This window comes from Geodermatophilus sp. SYSU D00814, assembly GCF_054050055.1.
Genome location: NZ_JBJGYP010000002.1, coordinates 233,037 through 249,600, shown reverse-complemented (window position 1 = coordinate 249,600; position 16,564 = coordinate 233,037). Strand labels below are relative to the sequence as shown.

The window sequence follows — 16,564 nt, the reverse complement described above, 5'->3', positions numbered from 1 at the left end:
CCGTAGGCCACCCCGGCAACGAGCCCCCGCGACCCCCACCCCCCCAACCCCGCCCCGGCCCCGCGCCCCCACCCCCACCCCCCCACCCGCCCCCCCCCCCCCCCCCCCCCCCCCCCCCCCCCCCCCCCCAACACGGTACCGGCGGGCAACGGGCGCACCGCGCACGTCGACGTCCGCGACCTCGCCGAGGTGGCCGCGACGGCGCTGACGCAGCCGGGGCACGAGGGCCGCGCCTACGAGCTGACCGCCCGCGAGGCGCCGACGTTCGCCGAGATCGCAGCCACCCTGTCGGCGGTGCTGGGCCGCCCGGTGGTCTACCCGCACCCCGGCGTGGTCACCTTCACCCGCGACAAGCGGCGCGAGGGCGTGCCGCCCGGGCTGATCCTGGTCATGACCCTGCTGTTCACCACCACCCGCCTGGGCCTGGCCGCGCGCACCACCGACGACCTCGCCCGCCTGCTCGGGCGCGAGCCCACGACCCTGCGGCGGTTCGTCGAGGAGCACGCCGACGCCTGGCGGCCCGAAACCGCTTGAGCCCCTCCCCAGCATGGGAGGCGTGACCACTCCCCCCGTGCTCGAGCCGGTGCACCGTCCGGAGGACGGCGAGCTCGTCGGCCACCTGACCGCCGCGCCGTGCGACGGCGGGTGGCTGGCGCACGCCGTCCCCGGCACGCCGCTGCGGACCTTCCCCACCCGCGAGGAGGCGCTGTCCTTCCTCCGCGGCCGCGGGCTGGCGCTGCTCGCCGGGCGCTGGGAGTACCGCCCGGCCGACGGCGGCGAGCCGCGCACCGCCTGGCTGGTGGAGGCCCGCCCGGGCGCCGTCGTCGTCCGGTTCGGGTACGACCCCGCGTCGGTGACGCTGACCGGCGCGGAGCTCGAGCGGCTGACCCCGGCATAGCGGCCGACCGGGCGGCGTTCCGCGGGTGTGAGCACCCCCCGGGACGTCGACGTCGTGGTGGTCGGCGCGGGCCAGGCCGGCCTGTCCGCCGCGTACCACCTGGGCCGCCAGGGGTTCGCGCCCGGCAGCGGCTTCGTCGTCCTCGACGGCGACGCCGCGCCGGGCGGGGCCTGGCAGCACCGCTGGCCGTCGCTGACGCTGGCCACCACGCACCGCGTGCACGAGCTGCCCGGGCTGCCGTTCGCGCCGGCCTCCGACGACCTGCCCGCCGCCGAGGCGGTACCGGCCTACTTCGCCGAGTACGAGCGGCGCTTCGCCCTGCCCGTGCGGCGGCCGGTGCGGGTGTCCGCGGTGCGCCGCGACGGCGACGGGCGGTTCCTCGTCGAGTCCGACGCCGGCGTGTGGCGGGCCCGCGGCGTCGTCAACGCCACCGGCACCTGGACCCGCCCCTTCGTGCCCCACTACCCCGGCCAGGAGACCTTCCGCGGCCGTCAGCTGCACACCGCCGACTACCGGGGGGCCGCGGAGTTCGCCGGGCTGTCGGTCGTGGTCGTCGGCGGCGGCGCGTCGGCGGTGCAGCTGCTCGGGGAGATCGCCCCGGTCGCCCGCACCACCTGGGTGACCCGCCGTCCCCCGGTCTGGCGCAAGGGTCCCTTCGGTGAGGAGCAGGGCCGCGCGGCGGTGGCGCGGGTGGCCGAGGCCGTCCGCGCCGGCCGGATGCCCGGCAGCGTCGTCGGGGTGACCGGGCTGGTGGTCACCCCCTGGGTGCGCCGCGCCCTGGACGACGGCGTCCTCACCCGGCTGCCGGTGTTCGACCGGATGACCCCCGACGGCGTGGCCTGGGACGACGGCCGCTCGGTCGACGCCGACGTGGTCCTGTGGGCCACCGGGTTCCGCGCCGCGGTCGGCCACCTCGCCCCGCTGCGGCTGCGCACCCGCGACGGCGTCATCCCGGTCGAGGGCACCTCCGCCGTCGCCGAGCCGCGCCTGCAGCTGGTCGGCTACGGCCCGAGCGCCAGCACGATCGGCGCCAACCGCGCCGGGCGCAGCGCCGCGGTCACGCTGCGCCGGCTGCTGGCCGCCGGCGACGCTGCCGACGACCTGCCTCGCACCGCCTGACGTCCCGGGGTCGCCCCCCACCGCGCCGTCGGGGGCGGATCAGGGTCGGGTCGGGGGAAGGCCCGGATGTGCCGGGCAGCCCCGGAGCGGGAGCGTTCCGGTCCATGACCTCCTCGCCCTCCCCCACGCCGGCGGTGACCCCGTGATCGTCGCCAGCCGGCTGACCAAGCGCTACGGCGAGCGGCTCGCCGTCGACTCCGTCTCCTTCACCGTCCGGCCCGGCCGGGTGACCGGCTTCCTCGGCCCCAACGGCGCCGGCAAGTCCACGACGATGCGGATGGTCATCGGCCTGGACCGGCCCACCTCCGGCACCGTCACCGTCGACGGCGCCCGCTACGCCGACTCCCCCGCCCCGCTGCGCGCCGTCGGCGCCCTGCTCGAGGCCCGCGCCCTTCACCCGGGCCGCACCGCCCGGGCCCACCTGCGCTGGATGGCCGCCAGCAACGCCATCCCCCGCGCCCGGGTCGAGGAGGTGCTCGGGCTGGTGGGGCTGGAGGCGGTCGCCGACCAGCGGGTGGGCCGGTTCTCCCTCGGCATGGGCCAGCGGCTGGGCATCGCCGCCGCCCTGCTCGGCGACCCGCCGGTGGTCGTGCTCGACGAGCCGGTCAACGGCCTGGACCCCGAGGGCATCCGCTGGGTGCGCACCCTGGCCCGCGACCTCGCCGCCGAGGGCCGCACGGTGCTCGTCTCCAGCCACCTCATGGCCGAGATGGCGCTGACCGCCGACCACCTCGTCGTCATCGGCCGCGGCCGGGTGCTGGCCGACTGCTCCACGTCCGAGTTCATCGCCGAGCACGCCGCCTCCTTCGTCCGGGTCCGCACCCCGCAGCCGGCGCAGCTCGCCGAGCTGCTGCGCCGGTCCGGCGCCGACGTCACCCGCGACGGCGACGAGCTGCGGGTGCAGGGCGCCGACACCGCCACCACCGGCGAGCTCGCCGCGGGCGCCGGCGTCGTGCTGCACGAGCTCGGCCTCGTCACCTCCTCGCTGGAGGAGGCCTTCATGACCCTGACCGCCGGCAGCGTCGAGTACGCCGCCGCCCGCCCCGCCGAGGTGACCCGGTGACCGCTCCCGTCCTGACCCCGCCCCGCCCCGCGACCGCACCTCCCGGCGGCGCCGGGCTGCCCCGCGCCGTCCGCGCCGAGTGGATCAAGCTGTGGTCGGTGCGCTCCACCGGGTGGTCGGTGGCCGCGATGGTGGCGCTAGGCGCCGGGCTCACCACGCTGGTGTGCGCGCTGGTCGCCCGCGACCTCGCCGACGGGCAGACCGGCGAGCCGGTCGGCGCCTTCATCACCTGGGGCCTGGTCTTCGCGCAGGTGACCGCGGTGGTCCTCGGCGCGCTCACGGTGACCAGCGAGTACGGCACCGGGATGATCCGCGCGACGCTGGCCGCCACCCCGCGCCGCGGCACCGTGTTGGCGGCCAAGGCACTCGTGCTCACCGCCACGCTGTTCGTCGCCGGCGTCGTCACGGCGTTCCTCGGCTGGCTCGGCGGCAACGCGTTCCTGTCCGCGGAGGGCATCGGCATCGGCCTCGGCGACGACGGGATGGTGCGCTCGCTGCTGGGCAGCGGCCTCTACATGGCCGGGCTCGGGCTGTTCGCCATGGCCGCCGGGCTGCTGCTGCGCTCGACCGCCGCCGTCGTGTCGGTGGTGCTGGCGCTGGTCTTCCTCGTCGGCAACCTGGTGATGCTGCTGCCGGGCGCGCTCGGCGAGTGGCTGACCAAGCTCATGCCCGGCAACGCCGGCTCGCGGATCGCCGCGCCGGAGACGTTCAACCCGCTGCTGCTCGAGCCGTGGACCGGGTTCGCCGTGTTCGCCGCGGAGGTCGCCGTGCTGCTCGCCGTCGCCGCGGTCGTCTTCACCCGCCGCGACGCCTGACGAAGGCGGCATTGGAAGCTATCCCCACGTCCTGGGCGCCAGGACGTGGGGATAGCTTCCAATGCCTCGTCCGGGGCTGCCGACCGGCTCCGGCCGGGGGGCGGGCACAGTGGAGGGGTGACCTCCCCCGACCCCGCCGCCCCGGGCCGCGAGCGCGCCGACCTGCTGCTGAGCCGCCTCGAGGCCGGTGACGGACCCGGCGCCGACGCCGTCCTCGCCGACGTCGACGAGGTGCGCGCCCTCGTCTACGTCGGCGCCGCGCTCACCGCGGTCGCCCGCAGCGAGGCCCGGGCCCTGCCGCCGGCCCAGCGGGCGCAGGCCAACACCCGGCAGCTGCACCTGGGCACGGTCCGCGACGCCGCCCGCGACGACCCCGCCGCGCTGCGGGCGTGGCTGCGCCGCTCCGGGGAGGAGATCCTGCTGCTGCGCTCGCTGCGCGCCGCCGCCGACCGCGTCGCCGGCTGAGCCGGTGACGCTCAGGCGGGGACGGGCTCCGCGCCGTCGACAACCGAGGTCGCCGGGACCGGCACGGGAGCCACCCGCGGCTCCAGGTGCACGCCGGCGATCATGCAGCGCACCGACCCGCCGGCCAGCTCGACCGTGGGCACCGCCACCGGCAGCAGCCGCGCCGACGCCTCGATCAGGCGGCGCTGGTCGGCGTCGAGGCTCGCGGCCGCGCGGGCCGAGAGCGCCAGCACCGGCCCGTCGCTGCCCTGCACCTCGATGGCGTTGCCCGCGAACTCGCCGATCTGGGCGGCGGTCAGCGGCACGACGGTGCGACCGCCGGCCTCCAGCCGCGCCCGCAGCTGCTCGCGCTCGGCGGCCGAGGGCAGCAGCTCGAGGGCCACCAGGGCGTACTCGCCGGCGACGCTCATCATCACGTTGGTGTGGTAGATCGGGCGCCCGGCGGTGTCCAGGGCGTCGAACACCACCGGCTCGTAGCCGAAGACGCGGCAGAAGCGCTCCAGCGCGACCGGGTCCACCCGCCGCGAGCGGGCGACGTAGGCCACCCGCAGCACGTGGTCGAGCACCATGGCGCCGGTGCCCTCGAGGAAGACGCCGTCGTGCTCGAGGCCCGACAGGTCGACCACCTCGTGCACGCGGTAGGCGGCCTTGAGGAACTCCACGACGTCCCCGCGCCGCTCCCGGCGGCGGTTGGCCGCGTACATGGGGAACAGCGCCACGCGCCCGTCGGCGTGGGTGGACACCCAGTTGTTCGGGAAGACGCTGTCGGGCCGGTCGGGCTCGGGGTCGTCGAACAGGTGCACCCGCACGCCGACGCCGGTGAGGGCGTCGGCGAGCGCGGTGACCTCGTCGTGCGCCCGGCGGGCGAGGACGGCGGGGTCCTCACCGACCTCGACCGCCTGGAAGGCGTTGTCGGCGATCGTCTGCGGGTTGGGCTGGAACGCGTGGGGCCGGACCAGGACGACGGCGGCGGGCGCCTGGCCGGAGAGGTCCGGCGGCGTCACGAGGGGATCGGCGTGAACGCCGCGACCATCCCGAACAGGTCCTTCGGGTCCTCGGGCTCGGCCACCAGGTCGATGTCGTCGACCCACTCGGTGCCGCGCACCGCGTCGCGGACGTAGCGCAGCGCGGAGAGGTCCTCGATGGCGAAGCCGACGGAGTCGAAGAGGGTGACCTGCTCCGCGGAGGTGCGGCCGGGCCGGCGCCCGGTCACGACCTCCCACAGCTCGATGACCGGGAAGTCCTCCGGCATGTTCTGGATCTCGCCCTCGATCCAGGTCTGCGGGGGGAACTCGACGAAGACGTCGGTGTCCTCGCGCAGCAGGATCGCCGGGTCGAGCTCGGTCTTGCCGGGGCAGTCGCCGCCGATCGCGTTGATGTGCATGCCCGGCTCCACCCACTCCGCCTGCAGCACGGTGGCGCGGGCCTTGTCGGCGGTGCAGGTGGTGACGACGTCGGCGCCGCGGACCGCCTCCTCGGCGGACCGCGCCACGTGCACGTCGAAGCCCAGCGGCCCGAGGTTGCGGACCAGCTTCTCCATCGCGGCGGGGTCGGTGTCCCAGACGGAGAGCTGCTCGATGCCCAGGGCGGCGCGCATGCCCAGCGCCTGGAACTCCGACTGGCTGCCGGCGCCGATGAGCGCGAGCCGGCGCGAGTCGGGCCGGGCGAGGTGGCGGGCGACCATGGACGACATGGCGGCGGTGCGCAGCGCCGTCAGCAGGGTCATCTCCGCGAGGAACACCGGGTAGCCGTTGGACACGTCGGCCAGCGCGCCGAAGGCGCTGACGGTCTGGAAGCCGCGGGCCGGGTTGCTGGGGTGCCCGTTGACATACTTGAACGCGTAGGTCTCCCCGTCGCTGGTGGGCATCAGCTCGATCACGCCGAACGGCGTGTGGCTGCCCACACGGGCGATCTTGTCGAAGGACTCCCAGCGGCGGAAGTCGTCCTCGATGTAGCGGGACATCCCGTCGATGATCTGCTGGGGGCCGGTCGAGGCGGTCCAGCGGATCATGTTGCGCACGTCGACGAACATGGTCATGCGATCACGGTATGACTTGGCGATCTGCACACACAATGAGCAGGGAGCGCGCGTCATGCTCACGGGGTAGGCAGTCTGCCCACTGTCGACGTACGGTCTGCCGGTGGCCGATCTCAGTGACCTCGACCGGCGGCTGCTGTCGGCCCTGCGCGAGGACGGCCGGGCCCCGGTCGCCGAGCTCGCCCGGCGGCTCGGCGTCACCCGGGCGACGGTGACCAGCCACCTCGACCGGCTGGTGGACGACGACGTGATCGTGGGCTTCACCGTCCGGGTGCGCGACGAGTCGGCGTCCGGCGGCGTGCGGGCGGTGTCGCTGATCGAGGTGGAGGGCCGCTCCACCGACGACGTCATCCGGCGGCTGCGCGGCTTCCCCGAGATCGAGTCGATGCACTCGACCAACGGCGCGTGGGACCTGGTGGCCGAGCACCGCACGGTCGACCTCGTCGGCTTCGACCGGCTGCTCAACCGGATCCGGTCGGTGCCCGGGATCATCAACAGCCAGACCAGCCTGCTGCTGACCTCCGTGCTGCGCTGAGCGGTCCCGCCGCGCCGGTCAGGCCGGGCGGGTCGCCACCCGGGCCAGGGGCAGCCCGGCGAGCAGCACCCCGGCCACCAGCACGTAGGTCCACGGCAGGCCCACGCCCGCGGCGACCAGGCCGAGGACCAGCGCGCCGGCGGCGGTGCCGGCGTCGAACGCGGCGTTCCACAGCGCGCTGGCCGCCGTCGAGCCGCCCTCCCCGGCGCGGGTGAACGCGGTGACCAGCGTCAGGTTCTGCACCGCGCCGTAGCCGGCCCCGAAGACGGCGGCGCCGGCGAGCACGACGCCGTCGCCCCCCTGCAGGCCGAGCGCGACCACGGCCAGCCCCGCCGCGCCCACGAGCAGCGCCGCGGGCAGCACCCGGCGGGTACCGACCCGGTCGGCGAGCAGGCCCGCCTGCCAGCGGGTGAGCGCGCCGGTGACGCCGAACAGCAGCAGCGCCGCCGTCGCCACCCAGCCGTCGGGCCGCTCGATCGGCAGGAACGTCATGAGGCCGCCGCCGGCGAGGGTGACCAGCAGCAGCACCACCGACGGCGCCAGCGCGGCGCGCACCGCCGCGCGGGAGGAGCCGCCGGCCGCCCCCTCCCAGTGCACCGTGCGGGCCAGGCCGGGCACCAGCGGCAGCGCCAGCAGCGGGGAGGCGGCCAGCCAGGCCAGCCAGGCGGCGTGGCCGTCGAGGGCCAGCGCGACGCCGGCGGGCACGGCGAGCAGGTTGGGGACGGCGATGGCCAGGCCGTAGAGGCCGATCGACTCGCCGCGGCGCTCGGGCGGGGCGACCTGCGCGGCGAGCACCGCGCCGAGGACGGTCAGCACCGCGAATCCCGCGCCACGCACGGCCGAGACCGCCGACAGCCACAGGACGCCGTCGTCGAGGACGTACAGCGGGCTCGGGGCACCGAGGAGGACCAGCCCGCCGGCGAGCACCGGCCCGAGGCCGTGGCGGGCGGTGAGCGCGGGCACGACCGGCTGGCCGGCGACGGTGACCAGCAGGAAGACCGCGGTGACCACGCCCGCGGTGTCGGCGGAGGCGCCGCCCGCGACCGCGTAGGCAGGGAGGGAGGCCAGCGTCAGGCAGTACCCGGCGAAGCCGAGCCCGGTCGCGCCGACCAGTGCCCGCATCGCCGGCAGCCGCCACAGCGACGTCCGGTCCCGCGTCGTGCGCTCCACCATCCCGTTCCCTCCGCGGGCGCGGCGCCCGACCTCCCAGCATGACCGGCACCGGGCTCCGTCAGCGGCGGGGGGTCGGGGACGGCGGTCCCCCGCCGAGGCCCGACTCGCGCGCCCGGGCGACGGCGGCGGCGCGGTCGGGCACCTGCAGCTTGGTCAGGACGGCGGAGACGTGGTTGCGCACCGTCTTGTCCGACAGCGCCAGCCGGCGGGCGACCTGGCCGGTGGGCAGCCCGGCGGCGAGCAGCTCGAGCACCTCGCGCTCCCGGGCCGTCAACTCGGGGAGGGCCGGGGGCCGGGCAGCGGTCCCGGTGAGGGCGTCGACGACCCGGCGGGCCACCGCCCCGCCGTAGACGGCGTCACCGCCGGCGACGGCGAGCACGGCCCGGACGATCTCCTCGTGGTCGGCGCCCTTGAGCAGGTAGCCGCGGGCACCGGCGCGCAGCGCCCCGAACAGGGACGCGTCGTCCTCGTGCATGGTCAGCACGAGGACCCCGATCCCGGGCCGGCGGCGGCACAGCTCGTCGATGGCCGCGGTGCCCGGCAGCCGCGGCATCGACAGGTCGGTCAGGACGACGTCGGGCGCGGTCCGGTCGACGACGCCCACCAGCTCGACGCCGTCGGCCGCCTCGCCGACCACCTCGACCTCCGGCGAGGCGTCGAGCACCGACCGCAGGCCGTACCTGTACATCGGGTGGTCGTCGGCGATGACGACGCGGACGGTCACCGGCCCTCCCCCAGGGGCAGGCCCGCGACCACACGCGTGCCTCCCGGGCCGGTGGTCACGGTCAGCTCGCCGCCCACCGCCCGCGCGCGGGTCCGCATCGAGGCCAGCCCGACCCCGGCGGGACGCGGGTCGCCGTCGGCCGGGAAGCCGGCGCCGTCGTCGGCCACCGCCACCTCCAGCCGGCCGTCCCGGGCGCACAGCTCCACCTCCGCGCACCGGGCGCCGGAGTGCCGGGCCACGTTGGTCAGCGCCTCCTGCGCGATCCGGTAGGCCGCGGTCTCGACGTCGGGTGGGAGCGACGGCAGCGGCCCGGCGGTCACCCGCACCGGCACCGACGGCGCCAGCGCCTCGGCGTGGCGCTGGACCGCGGCCACGAAGCCGACGTCGTCGAGCGGCGCGGGGCGGAGCCCGTCGAGGATCCGCCGCACCTCGCCGACCGCGCCGTCGACCTCCTCCCGCATCCGCGCCAGCAGTGCCCGGGTGGACGGGTCGGCACCCTCCCCCAGCCGGGCCTGCACCGCCTGCACGCCGAGCCCGACGCCGGCCAGCGAGGGCCCGAGCCCGTCGTGCAGGTCGCGGCGGATGCGGTCCCGCTCGGCGTGGGTGGCGGTGAGGACCCGGTCGCGCTCGCGCTCCAGCGACCCGGTGAGCTCCAGTGCCCGGACGACCGCCGCGACCTGTGGCGCCAGGGCGGCGAGCAGCCGCCGGTCGCCGGCGGTGAACGGCTCGCCGGGGGACCGCTCGGCCACGCACAGGGTGCCCACGTCCCGGCCGCCGACGCGCAACGCCACGGCCACCACGCCCTCGTCGGGCACCGGCTGCCCCTGCGGCGCGACCCGCGCCGCAGGGGCGCGCAGCGCCGCGGCGACCGTGCTGACGACGGCGGGCAGCAGGTCGGCCTCGTCGGCGGAGGCGACGCGGTCACCGAGCTCGGTCACCGCCGTCACCGGGTCGCGGCGCCGCCCGTAGACGAACCGGTCGGCCGCCGCCTGCAGCCGGGAGCGGGCCGGCGCGAGGGCGAGCGCGAGCAGGACCGCCAGCACCGCGCCCGTCACCGGCGGCAGCGTGCGGCCCAGGCCGGCCGCGGCGACCGCCGCCACGGCGAGGTACACGCCGAGGACGGCGACCGTGAGCGCCGCGTACACCAGCGCCCGGCTGACCACGATTCCCAGCAGCCGGTAGCGCACGACGCCGACCAGGATCGACCCCGGGACCATGAGGACCAGCGGCGCGACCAGCCACTCGGGCATCCAGTCGCCGGCCGCGAACATGACCACCAACAGCGGGAGCACGACGCAGACCAGCCACGCCAACTGCTGGCGCTCCGGCGACCGCGCCCGGAGCAGCCGGACGACGGTGGCCCCCCACACGACGACGGCACCGCACACCAACCCGGCGGCGGCGACCCCCGCGACGGCCGTCCACCCGGCGCCGGAGAGGTCCACCGGTGCCGGTCCCGGCGCCACGTCGTCGTACGCGCCCTGCGTCAGGCCGGTGACGACGGTCAGGACGGCGAGGCCGACCGACACCGCGGCGACCGGCCACCGCCACCAGCGGGCCGGCAGCCGACCGGTCGGGTAGAGCGCGATCAGCACGACGGCGGGCACCACGAAGGACGAGAGCCACACCATGGACGTCAGCTGGCCGACCCAGGCGGCCAGGGGCCAGCCGGGCTCCGCGACACTCACACCGTAGGCCCCGTAGGCGTTGCCCCCGAGGCTCAGCGCCTGGAGCAGACCGGTGAGCACGAGCAGCCACCCGATCGCGTTGCGCGGCCGGAGGTGCACCAGCAGGGTGCCGGTGGCCGCGCACACCACGGCGTAGGCGCCGGCGGCCGGCGAGAACCCCGCCTCCGGGACCCGGGACGTCGTCCACGCCGACAGACCGGTGGCAGCAGCGCACAGCAGCGTCACCAGGAGGGCGGCACCGGTCGTCAGGGAGCGCCTGGTCACGGGCGTCAGTGTGTCGCCGACCGCGTCCCGGGTGGGACCTCCGGCGTCCCGGCCGACCCGGGAGGTCCTCCCGGTCGGACCGGGTCGTGCGGCCCATCCGGCGGGTCGCGGTGGGCGGCCACGGTCGTCCCGTCCGGCCACGAGGGCCGGCCCCCCACCGAGGAGGACCCGCCATGACGACCACGTCCCCGACCCCCGCCGCCGCGTCACGCCGGACCGCGGCGCCGGACGCCCCGACCCTCGCCGGGGCCGGCATCGCGCTGGCCTGCACGCTCGTGGGCCAGTACGTCGAGACGCCGTGGAAGAGGTCCGGCGACGGCGAGTGGAGCGTGGCCTTCTCCGGCAACGGCGGCTGGGGTGCTCTCGCGTTCCTGGTCGCCTGCACCGGGGTGGCGACCGTCGTCGTGGGGCTCGTGGCCGCCCGCGCCCGCACCGTCGCACCCGCGCGCACCGCCGTGCGGGCGCTGGTCCTCGCCGTCCTGGGCGCCGTCTCGATCGGCGTCTTCTGGACCGGTCTGCCGGCCGTCCTCGCCGGCGGGGCCACGGGGCTCGCCGTCGACGCCCGCCGCCGCCTCGGGCGGATGCCCGCCCCGGCTGCCGTGGCCCTGACCCTCGCCGTCCTCACCGTCGCCTGCGCCGTCTGGCTGGCGTTCGCCGGCTGACCCCCCACCTCCCGAGGAGCTCTCCGTGTCCCACACCCGCCGCACCGCCCTCGCCGCCGCCGTCCTGCTGGCCGGCACCGGCGCCGCCCTGGCCGTGGTCCCGGCCGCCTCCGCCGACACCACGCTGCGGCTGACCACCGTGGCCGTGCCCGAGCGCAACACCGACCTCGACCTCGGCGCGCCCGGCCCCAGCCCGGGCGACACCCAGGTCTTCCTCGACGACGTGCAGCGCGACGGCCGGACCATCGGCACCAGCGGCGGCTCGTGCACCGTCACGGCGCTCTCGGAGGACCGGCTGGCGGCCGCCTGCACCGCCACGCTGATCCTGCCCCGCGGCCAGATCACCGCCCAGGGCGCCTTCGACGAGGACCCGGCGGCCGGACCCGCCGGCTTCACCTGGGCCGTCACCGGTGGCACCGGCCGCTACGCCGGGGCGGGTGGCGAGGTCGTCGGCACCTTCCGGCCCGGCACCGACGTCGTCGACGTCGAGGTCCGCCTGGACTGACTCCGCTGCGCACAGCACCCGGGACCGCTCGCACCGCGCGAGCGGTCCCGGCGCGGGTAGGGGTCCCCCGTGCCACTGCTGACCGTGGGCCACGGACCCGAGGACCGCACCGCCCTGGGCGCCCGGCTGACCGGGGCCGGGGTCGGGTGCGTGGTCGACGTCCGCCGGTTCCCGGGCAGCCGCAGCAACCCCGACGTCCGGCGGGAGGCGCTGGAGGAGTGGCTGCCGACCGCCGGGATCGGCTACCGCTGGGACGCGCGGCTGGGCGGCCGGCGCCGGCTGCCGCCCGGTGAGCCGGTCGCCGACGGCTGGTGGACCGTGGCGCAGTTCGCCGCCTACGCCGCGCACACCCGCACGGCGGAGTTCGCCGCCGCACTCGACGCGGTGCTGGCCGGGGCGGCGGAGGACACGGTCGCGGTGATGTGCAGCGAGAGCGTGTGGTGGCGCTGCCACCGGCGGATCGTCGCCGACGTCGCCGTGCTGGCGCGGGGCGTGCCGGTGCACCACCTGATGCCCGACGGGCGGCTCACCCCGCACACCCCGTCGGCCGGCGCGGTGCTGGGCGACGACGGGCAGGTCCACTGGCCCGGCTGACCGGCGGGGCCGGGCGGGGCGGCGTCCTCCCGCACCGTGGCGCGTCCTCCCGCACCGCGCGGCGTCCTCCCCCACGGTGGGACGTGCGGGAGGACGCCCGACGATCAGGTCACCTGATCGTCGCGGGGCGCGGTCAGCCCATGTGCGGGTAGCGGTGGTCGGTCGGCGGGACGAACGTCTCCTTGATCGACCGGGTCGAGGTCCAGCGCTGCAGGTTCTGCGCCGCGCCGGCCTTGTCGTTGGTGCCGCTCGCGCGCCCGCCGCCGAAGGGCTGCTGGCCGACGACGGCGCCGGTGGGCTTGTCGTTGACGTAGAAGTTGCCGGCCGCGAAGCGCAGGAACCGCTCGGCGTGCGCGATGGCCGCCCGGTCCTGGGCGATGACCGCGCCGGTGAGCGCGTACGGCGCCACCGACTCCATCTGACGCAGCACGGTGTCGTAGTCGGCGTCGTCGTAGACGTGCACGGCGAGGATCGGGCCGAAGTACTCGGTGGTGAACACCTCGTGCTCGGGGTCGGTGCCCTCGATGACCGTGGGCCGCACGAAGAAGCCCTCGGAGTCGTCCTTCTGGCCGCCGGCCACGATCGACAGCGCGGGGTCGTCGTCGACGCGGTCGATGACGCCGGACAGCTTGGAGAACGACTTCCGGTCGATGACCGCGCCCATGAAGTTGGAGAAGTCGGTGACGTCGCCCATCGACAGCGACTCGGTGACCCCGACCAGGTCGTCGCGCAACCGCGCCCACACCGACCGCGGCACGTAGGCCCGCGAGGCGGCCGAGCACTTCTGCCCCTGGAACTCGAAGGCGCCGCGGACCAGGGCGGTGCGCAGCACGTCGAGGTCGGCCGAGGGGTGGGCGACGACGAAGTCCTTGCCGCCGGTCTCGCCGACGATCCGCGGGTAGCCGCGGTAGGAGGCGATGTTCTCCCCCACCGTCCGCCACAGGTGCTGGAACACCGGCGTCGACCCGGTGAAGTGGATGCCGGCGAGGTCGCGGTCGGCCAGCACGACCTCCGAGACCGGGATGCCGTCGCCGGGCAGCATGCTGATGACGCCCGGGGGCAGGCCGGCCTCCTCCAGCAGCCGCATGAGGAAGTGCGCGGCGAACTGCTGGGTGGGGGCGGGCTTCCAGACGACGGTGTTGCCCATGAGCGCCGGCGCGGTGGGCAGGTTGCCGGCGATCGCGGTGAAGTTGAACGGGGTGACCGCGTAGACGAAGCCCTCGAGCGGCCGGTGGTCGCTGCGGTTCCACACGCCCGGGGAGGACACCGGCTGCGCGGAGACGACCTCGCGGGCGAAGTGCACGTTCCAGCGCCAGAAGTCGACCAGCTCGCAGGCGCTGTCGATCTCGGCCTGGTAGGCGGTCTTGGACTGCCCGAGCATCGTCGCGGCGTTGAGCGTCTGCCGCCACGGGCCGGCCAGCAGGTCGGCGGCCTTGAGGAACACCGCGGCGCGGTCGTCGAGCGACAGGTCGCGCCAGGCCGGGGCGGCGGCCTTGGCGGTGGCCACGGCCTCCTCGGCGTCGGCGTGCGTCGAGTGCGCCGAGGTGCCCAGCACGGCCGCGTGCCGGTGCGGCTGGACGACGTCGAAGCGCTCGCCGCCGGCCATGCGCTGCTTGTCGCCGATGGTGGCCGTCAGCTCCAGCGGCTCGGCGGCCAGCTCGGCGAGGCGGGCCTGCAGCGCCGCGCGCTCCGGGGAGCCGGGCGCGTAGCTGAGCACGGGCTCGTTGTGCGGCGGGGGGACGCGGGTGATGCCGTCCACGGCATGCCTCCGGGTGGGGTGAGGGGTCAGTGGCTGACGAGGGCGCGGAGGAAGAAGCGCAGGTTGGCCGGGCGCTCGGCCAGCCGGCGGACGAAGTAGCCGTACCAGTCGACGCCGTAGGGGACGTAGGCGCGCACCGTGGTGCCGGCCGCGGCCAGCCGGTGCTGCTCGTCGACGCGGATGCCGTGCAGCATCTGCACCTCCCACGAGTCGGCGGCCCGGCCGTACTCGGCGGCCAGCCGCTGCGCGAGGTCGATCATCGCCGGGTCGTGGCTGCCGACCATGGGGTACCCCGGCCCCCGCATGAGGATGCCGAGGCAGCGGGCGTAGGCGGCGTCGACGTCGCGGCGGTCGCGGAAGGCGACCGAGGCGGGCTCGTCGTAGGCGCCCTTGACCAGCCGCACCCGCGAGCCTGACACGGCCAGCGCCTGGGCGTCGGCCTCGGTGCGCCGCAGCGCGGCCTGCAGCACGGCACCGGTGCCGGGGTGGTCGCGGCGCAGCTCGGCCAGGATCGCCAGCGTGGAGTCGACGGTGGAGGAGTCCTCCATGTCGAGGGTGACCGTGGTGCCGATCGCGGTGGCCCGCTCGACCACCGGCCGGACCAGCTCCAGGGCGACGTCGTGGCCGCCGGGCAGCGCCTGCCCGAACGCCGAGAGCTTGACCGACACCTCCGCGTCGGCGCCGAGCCCGAGCGGCGCGAGGCCGTCGAGGAGGGCGAGGTAGGCGTCGCGGGTGCCGCGGGCCTCCTCGGGGTCGGTGACGTCCTCGCCGAGGTGGTCCAGCGTCACCGCGAGACCCTCGCCGGTCAGCCGGGTGACGACGTCGAGCGCCTGCGGCAAGGTCTCACCGGCGACGAACCGCTCGACCACCCGGCGGGTCACCGGCGTGCCCACCACTGCGCGGCGCAGCCCCGGGCGCCGCGAGGCCCCCAGCAGCACGGTCTTCGTGGAGAGCACCGACCCGACCTCCGTCTCGTCCCGGACACCAGCGTCCGCCACCGACGCTAGGCAGCGCCCGGGCTCCCCGCCAGGGACAGACGTACGTCGCGCCCTCGTACATTCGTACGGTGCGCGACGACCTGCAGGACGTCGTCGACGAGGTCGCCCGCCTGCTCGGCGCCCCGGCGACGCTCGAGGACACCGACTTCACGCTCCTGGCCTTCGCCGCGCACCCGCTCGACGACGGCAGTGCCATGGACGCCGTCCGCACCCGGTCGATCCTCGGCCGCGGCTCCACCCCGGCGACCCGCCGCTGGTTCGAGGACCTCGGCATCGCCCGCGCGCAGGGGCCGCTGCGCACCCCCGCCGACCCCGACGCCGGCATCCTCACCCGCCTGCTGCTGCCGGTCCGCCACGAGGGCCGCACCCTCGGGTACCTGTGGCTGCTCGACGGCGGCCGCACCGACCCGGCCGACCCCGCCGACCCCGCGCTGGCCGCGGCGCTGGGCCTGGCCGCCCGCGCCGGGGAGCTGCTGGCCCGCCGGCGGGACGACGACGACCTGGCCGGCGCGCTCGCCGCGACGCTCGGGGGCCCGGCGGCCGCGCGGGAGCGGGCCGGCGCCGTGCTGGCCGACCGGTTCGCCGGCGCCGCGGTGGCACTGGTGGCGCTGCGCCCGGCCGGGGGCGCGGTGCCGTCCGACCGCCGGCTGCCCCCGGGTGCGGCGGTGCTGCAGGACGCCGACGGGCGCAGCGAGGTCGCCGTCGCCGTGCGGCTGCCCCGGCCGGCCGACCCGCGGGCAGCGTCGGCCGCCGCCGGCCCGCTGCTGGCCCGGCTGCCGGCCGGCAGCACCGCGGGGGTGTCCGACCCGGCGCCGGCGGTCGCCGACCTGCCCCGCTGCTGGGAGCAGGCGCGCACCGCGGCCGCGGTCGCCGCCGTCGTCCCGCGGCTGGCGCCGGTGGCCTCCTGGGTCGGGCTCGGCGGCTGGCGCGCCGCCGCGGCGCTGCCGGCGCCCGACCCGGCCGTCGCGCCGCTGCTCGCCGAGCCGGCGCTGGCCGCCACCGCCGAGGCCTACCTGGACGCGGCCGGCAGCGTCGCCCGGACGTCGGCCGCGCTGGGCATACACCGGCAGACGCTGTACTCCCGGCTCAACCGGATCACCGCCGTCACCGGCCTGGACCTCGCCGACGGCGACACCCGCCTGCTGGTGCACGCCTCGCTGCGCCGCGCCCGCCTGCCGTGACGCGGGTGGCCGAGGAGCCGGGCCGTCCCGCCGCGACGGCGTCCCCCCGCTGACCTACCCTCGGGTAACCGATCGTTGCGGGA

The 16,564-nt window shown here is 76.9% G+C and carries 18 protein-coding genes; 11 read left to right on the top strand and 7 right to left on the bottom strand.

Features of this window, described 5'->3' with window-relative positions; all coding sequences use genetic code 11:
- The first annotated feature begins 189 nt into the window (after positions 1-189).
- The 6 genes from ACI780_RS02845 (at position 190) to ACI780_RS02820 (ending at position 4,360) form a co-directional block, all read left to right on the top strand.
- The gene (locus ACI780_RS02845) at positions 190-534 is read left to right on the top strand and encodes a hypothetical protein (RefSeq protein WP_457000663.1); all 345 of its coding nucleotides are present in this window, start codon (positions 190-192) and stop codon (positions 532-534) included.
- Between the two features lie 22 nt (positions 535-556).
- On the top strand, positions 557-898 hold the full coding sequence (locus tag ACI780_RS02840) for a hypothetical protein (protein WP_456870382.1): 342 nt from the start codon (positions 557-559) through the stop codon (positions 896-898).
- Between the two features lie 27 nt (positions 899-925).
- Positions 926-2,017: an NAD(P)-binding domain-containing protein gene (locus tag ACI780_RS02835; RefSeq protein WP_457000662.1), complete on the top strand. Its 1,092-nt coding sequence runs from the start codon at positions 926-928 to the stop codon at positions 2,015-2,017.
- 142 nt (positions 2,018-2,159) lie between these two features.
- Positions 2,160-3,080 carry an ABC transporter ATP-binding protein gene (locus tag ACI780_RS02830; RefSeq protein ID WP_456870380.1) on the top strand — a complete coding sequence of 307 codons (921 nt, stop codon included), beginning with the start codon at positions 2,160-2,162 and terminating at the stop codon, positions 3,078-3,080.
- Positions 3,077-3,895: an ABC transporter permease subunit gene (locus ACI780_RS02825; protein WP_457000661.1), complete on the top strand. Its 819-nt coding sequence runs from the start codon at positions 3,077-3,079 to the stop codon at positions 3,893-3,895. Before ACI780_RS02830 ends, ACI780_RS02825 begins: the two co-directional genes overlap by 4 nt.
- A gap of 117 nt (positions 3,896-4,012) precedes the next feature.
- Positions 4,013-4,360 carry a hypothetical protein gene (locus tag ACI780_RS02820; RefSeq protein WP_457000660.1) on the top strand — a complete coding sequence of 116 codons (348 nt, stop codon included), beginning with the start codon at positions 4,013-4,015 and terminating at the stop codon, positions 4,358-4,360.
- Positions 4,361-4,371: 11 nt separating this feature from the next.
- On the opposite strand, the gene ctlX is transcribed toward ACI780_RS02820, so the two are convergent.
- Together ctlX and ACI780_RS02810 are read right to left on the bottom strand one after the other, a co-directional pair.
- Positions 4,372-5,364 (bottom strand): citrulline utilization hydrolase CtlX, encoded by a 993-nt coding sequence (gene ctlX, locus ACI780_RS02815; RefSeq protein ID WP_456870377.1) that lies wholly within the window; start codon positions 5,362-5,364, stop codon positions 4,372-4,374.
- Positions 5,361-6,398: an ornithine cyclodeaminase gene (locus ACI780_RS02810; protein WP_456870376.1), complete on the bottom strand. Its 1,038-nt coding sequence runs from the start codon at positions 6,396-6,398 to the stop codon at positions 5,361-5,363. Before ACI780_RS02810 ends, ctlX begins: the two co-directional genes overlap by 4 nt.
- Before the next feature lie 103 nt (positions 6,399-6,501).
- Here ACI780_RS02810 and ACI780_RS02805 point away from each other — a divergent pair, with 103 nt between their 5' ends.
- Positions 6,502-6,933 (top strand): Lrp/AsnC family transcriptional regulator, encoded by a 432-nt coding sequence (locus ACI780_RS02805; protein WP_456870375.1) that lies wholly within the window; start codon positions 6,502-6,504, stop codon positions 6,931-6,933.
- A gap of 18 nt (positions 6,934-6,951) precedes the next feature.
- On the opposite strand, the gene ACI780_RS02800 is transcribed toward ACI780_RS02805, so the two are convergent.
- The 3 genes from ACI780_RS02800 to ACI780_RS02790 are packed head-to-tail and all read right to left on the bottom strand — an operon-like array spanning position 6,952 to position 10,782.
- Positions 6,952-8,106, bottom strand: a complete 1,155-nt coding sequence (locus tag ACI780_RS02800) for an MFS transporter (protein WP_457000659.1) — start codon at positions 8,104-8,106, stop codon at positions 6,952-6,954.
- A 58-nt stretch (positions 8,107-8,164) separates the two neighbouring features.
- Positions 8,165-8,830: a response regulator gene (locus ACI780_RS02795; protein ID WP_456870373.1), complete on the bottom strand. Its 666-nt coding sequence runs from the start codon at positions 8,828-8,830 to the stop codon at positions 8,165-8,167.
- The gene (locus ACI780_RS02790) at positions 8,827-10,782 is read right to left on the bottom strand and encodes a histidine kinase (protein ID WP_457000658.1); all 1,956 of its coding nucleotides are present in this window, start codon (positions 10,780-10,782) and stop codon (positions 8,827-8,829) included. Before ACI780_RS02790 ends, ACI780_RS02795 begins: the two co-directional genes overlap by 4 nt.
- 173 nt (positions 10,783-10,955) lie before the next feature.
- Between ACI780_RS02790 and ACI780_RS02785 the strand changes: the two genes are divergently transcribed.
- From ACI780_RS02785 to ACI780_RS02775, 3 genes are all read left to right on the top strand, one after another.
- Positions 10,956-11,444, top strand: coding sequence for a hypothetical protein (locus tag ACI780_RS02785; RefSeq protein ID WP_456870371.1), 489 nt, complete (start codon positions 10,956-10,958; stop codon positions 11,442-11,444).
- Positions 11,445-11,469: 25 nt separating this feature from the next.
- Positions 11,470-11,949: an allene oxide cyclase barrel-like domain-containing protein gene (locus tag ACI780_RS02780; protein ID WP_456870370.1), complete on the top strand. Its 480-nt coding sequence runs from the start codon at positions 11,470-11,472 to the stop codon at positions 11,947-11,949.
- 69 nt (positions 11,950-12,018) lie between these two features.
- The gene (locus ACI780_RS02775; RefSeq protein ID WP_457000657.1) at positions 12,019-12,543 is read left to right on the top strand and encodes a DUF488 domain-containing protein; all 525 of its coding nucleotides are present in this window, start codon (positions 12,019-12,021) and stop codon (positions 12,541-12,543) included.
- A 133-nt stretch (positions 12,544-12,676) separates the two neighbouring features.
- Here ACI780_RS02775 and pruA read toward each other — a convergent pair whose 3' ends face one another.
- Both pruA and ACI780_RS02765 read right to left on the bottom strand, forming a co-directional pair.
- The gene (gene pruA, locus ACI780_RS02770) at positions 12,677-14,302 is read right to left on the bottom strand and encodes an L-glutamate gamma-semialdehyde dehydrogenase (RefSeq protein ID WP_457000656.1); all 1,626 of its coding nucleotides are present in this window, start codon (positions 14,300-14,302) and stop codon (positions 12,677-12,679) included.
- A 26-nt stretch (positions 14,303-14,328) separates the two neighbouring features.
- Complete coding sequence (locus ACI780_RS02765) at positions 14,329-15,258, bottom strand: proline dehydrogenase family protein (protein ID WP_457000655.1); 930 nt, start codon at positions 15,256-15,258, stop codon at positions 14,329-14,331.
- Positions 15,259-15,368: 110 nt separating this feature from the next.
- Here ACI780_RS02765 and ACI780_RS02760 point away from each other — a divergent pair, with 110 nt between their 5' ends.
- Entirely contained in the window at positions 15,369-16,481 is a 1,113-nt protein-coding gene (locus tag ACI780_RS02760; RefSeq protein ID WP_457000654.1) for a PucR family transcriptional regulator, read from the top strand.
- Positions 16,482-16,564 lie beyond the last annotated feature (83 nt).

What these genes read in the sequence shown, in the direction of transcription:
- ACI780_RS02810 (WP_456870376.1), bottom strand. Translation starts at nt 6,398, where the DNA reads ATGACCATGTTCGTCGACGTGCGCAACATGATCCGCTGGACCGCCTCG.
- ACI780_RS02800 (WP_457000659.1), bottom strand. Translation starts at nt 8,106, where the DNA reads ATGGTGGAGCGCACGACGCGGGACCGGACGTCGCTGTGGCGGCTGCCG.
- ACI780_RS02785 (WP_456870371.1), top strand. Translation starts at nt 10,956, where the DNA reads ATGACGACCACGTCCCCGACCCCCGCCGCCGCGTCACGCCGGACCGCG.